3 protein-coding genes are annotated in these 2,990 nt (G+C 68.9%); all 3 read right to left on the reverse strand.

All coding sequences use genetic code 11. From position 1 onward, the window contains the following. On the reverse strand, window positions 1–661 hold a 661-nt coding region (locus ACFXN1_RS51615), incomplete at its 3' end, for an ExeA family protein (RefSeq protein ID WP_379464176.1). Continuing rightward, entirely contained in the window at window positions 658–2,085 is a 1,428-nt protein-coding gene (locus ACFXN1_RS51620) for a DDE-type integrase/transposase/recombinase (protein ID WP_379446569.1), read from the reverse strand. The genes ACFXN1_RS51620 and ACFXN1_RS51615, both read right to left, overlap by 4 nt. 73 nt (window positions 2,086–2,158) lie before the next feature. Further along, window positions 2,159–2,794: a helix-turn-helix domain-containing protein gene (locus ACFXN1_RS51625; protein ID WP_379446570.1), complete on the reverse strand. Its 636-nt coding sequence runs from the start codon at window positions 2,792–2,794 to the stop codon at window positions 2,159–2,161. Window positions 2,795–2,990 lie beyond the last annotated feature (196 nt).

Below are 2,990 nucleotides of genomic sequence, written 5' to 3' on the forward strand. Positions count from 1 at the left end.
CATCGGAGAACAGGGTGTCGGTGCGGCCGGCGATGCTGCAGTGGTGGCGGATGTAGTCGGCGGTGTCGATGGGGTTCATGCCGGTGATGCTGTAGCGGACGGTGATCCGCTGGTCGAGAGCTGCCAGGACACCCAGGCGCAGGCGTTGGCGCAGGGTGGGCTGACCGATCAGGACGACCGCGAACGGGCTGCCGGAGTCCATGTCGTGGTTGGTGAGCAGCCGGATCGCTTCGAGCTGGTGGTTGTCGAGAAGGTGGGACTCGTCGAGTGCCAGCACGGGGTGGCGGCCCCGTTCGGCGGCTTCGCCGGCCAGGGCGTCAGCGGCTTGCGGTGCCAGCGCCGAGGTGTGATAGGCGGGAGTATGGCCGAGCGCGGCGACGATGTGGTGGAGCATCCCGCGGACCCCGATCGTCGGATTCGGTAGATAGATGACGATGTGGCGCGACGGGTCCAGGGCGGCGGTCGCGGCGCGGACCGCGACGGTCTTGCCGGCTCCGACTTCACCGGTGATGACGCCGATCGCGCGCTGGTCGACGCACCAGCCTATGCGGGCGACCGCTTCGCTGTGGCCGGGGTGGCGGTGCAGCATCGACGGGGCCAGATCGCGGCCGAACGGCAGTTTCGTGAACCCGTAATACTGTTGCAGGCGAACGACACTCATGCGATCCCCGCCTCGGTGCTGGGCTGGGTGGGTGTTTCGTCGTCGTGGCTGCTGATGTAGAGGGCGTGGTAGCCGATGCGCTGGTCGGCGCGCAGCGCCCGGTCGTGGGTGGCGGCAGTCAACGCGAGGTAGTCGATCCCGGTCGGGCGCGCAACCGGTTGCGGTGTTTCGGGTTTCGCTTTGGGGTGAGCGTGACGGCTGATGGTGTGCGGCAGAGCTTGTCCGTAGCTGCGGTCGCGGTGCCGGACCTCGACGGTTTCCAGGTCGAACGGCGAGAACACCAGCTCGACGCGGCGCCCTGCCAGCGCGGTGTCGACGAGGTAGATGTTGGAATGCAGTGACACCGTCGCTGTCTTGGTGACCGTGCGATACTCGCTCCAGAGGAACGCTTCGGTCAGATCCGCGGCAGTCGGCATGGCCGGGGTGCGGCCCAGGCGGTCCCAGCCCGATTCCCAACGAGCCAACGGACTCTGCCCGGTCTCGGTGTGGATTCGACGATGGTATTCGGTTTCGATCCAGGCGGTGAACAGCCTGTTCAGCTCCAGAAGCGCAGTAGCGTGGTCGACGCCGGCCGCGGCCAGATCCTCGGCGGTGGTGTCGGTGACCTCGACAAGGAACTGCTCACGGACAGTGCGGAAGAACCTCTCGATCTTCCCGCGGCCCTGCGGACGGCCCGGTGTCGAATGGGTCAGGCGGATACCGAGTTTCGCGCAGGCCCGCAACAACCAGGCATCGGAGTAAGCACTGCCGTTGTCGACGTAGACCATCCCGGGGACCCCGCGCGCGGCCAGCGCGGGCCGCAACGCCGCGGCCAGGCGGACGGTGTCCTCGGCGTAGCCGAACCGGTAGCCGGTCAACAGCCGTGTGTGGTCGTCGATGAACGCGAAAAGGTAGGTCTTGCGGTCACCGACCCTCGGTCCGTGCAGCGCGTCGCCGCACCACAATTCGTTCGGATCGGAGGCCTCGAACCGGCCGAACACCTCGCCCGCCCCGCCGGCGGCGGGACCCATCAGGTCCAGGCGGTGGAAATGGCGCAGCAACGTCGATTCCGACGGCGCCCACCCGGTCGCGGTGCGCAGGATCCGCGCGACCTGGGTGACCGTGCGCGCGGGGTTCTCCCGCTTCAGCGACGCCGCCAACTCCAGCACCTGCGCGTCGGTGCGGGCGGTCAGCAACCTCGGTGAAGGCACCAGCGCTTCGAACCCGCCGCTGCGGTAGCGCCGCATCCAGCGGTCGATCGTGGTGCGTGAGACCACTATCGGATTGCCGAACGGGTCGACATGGTGTGCCGCGGCGATCTGGCGAACCAGCCGGCCCCGCTGCTTGGACGACAACCCCTGCGCGAGTGCCGGGCAGATCAGCCGATATCGGAACAACCCGATCGCCTGGGCCCGCTCCGCGCGCTTGTGCTCTTCCAACGACATCGTCGTTTCTCCTCTCAAAGCGTCCCTGCCGCGAAAGAAGGTGGCCGCAGGCGACATTCGCGAGGATCGCCGATCACCGGTGCCGATCGTCAGGGGCAACCGGTGTTGCATCGACGCCCGTCGCCGACGGCGGCCAGCCCGGAGCCAGTAACCGGCCGCCGCTGACCGCGACCGCCACCGAACCGACCGTCACCGTGCCCATCACGCCACCCGGCCCGAACCGCGATCGCAGTGCCGCCGCGGCAACCTCGACCGCGGCGACCGCGTCACGCCAGCCGCAGCTCAGACTGTCCGGGATCCTCACATCCACCCCGACTGCCACCGCGACCTGCACAAACCACGACCGCAACATCCCCAAACGGGCACCGGCCCGGCGCAGCCAACCCCGCACCGTTGCCGCGGGAACCGACAACGCGGCCGCGATCCGCCGATGCCCGAACCCGTCCGCTCGTGCCACGACAGCGGCCCAAACATGGTGTGCGGCATACGCTCTGCGCGCCAGAACGGTCACCGGCAGCAGTACGTGCGTCACCGTGCAACTCCGGCACCGAGCCCGCCTCGGCCGCAACCACCCCACCAGGCCCTCGACACGGCGCGACCGCGCGAAACCCCACCCCGCCAGCACCCCGACCCCACACGCCGGACACGAAATCCCGCCAGCCGCCAGCCGCGACTCGACGCCGACCCGATCACCCTCTACGGTCACCAACCGGTGCCTCCGCGCACTACCAGCGCGGCGCCCGCCGGGCCCGCCAAGACGCAGCGGGCGCCGCGCACCCAAAGTTCCCAACCACCCTGACGGTGCACACCAACAAGATCAACCCCACCAGCCCGCCCGAGCCGAGATCACCATCCCCAGTGACGAACCCGGCCGCTGTGGTCACCACCCTGAGTGACGCTCAACA

Origin of the sequence: Nocardia sp. NPDC059154 (assembly GCF_042755705.1) — a bacterium.
In the GTDB taxonomy this organism is placed as follows: domain Bacteria; phylum Actinomycetota; class Actinomycetes; order Mycobacteriales; family Mycobacteriaceae; genus Nocardia.

What these genes read in the sequence shown, in the direction of transcription:
- ACFXN1_RS51620 (WP_379446569.1), bottom strand. Translation starts at nt 2,085, where the DNA reads ATGTCGTTGGAAGAGCACAAGCGCGCGGAGCGGGCCCAGGCGATCGGG.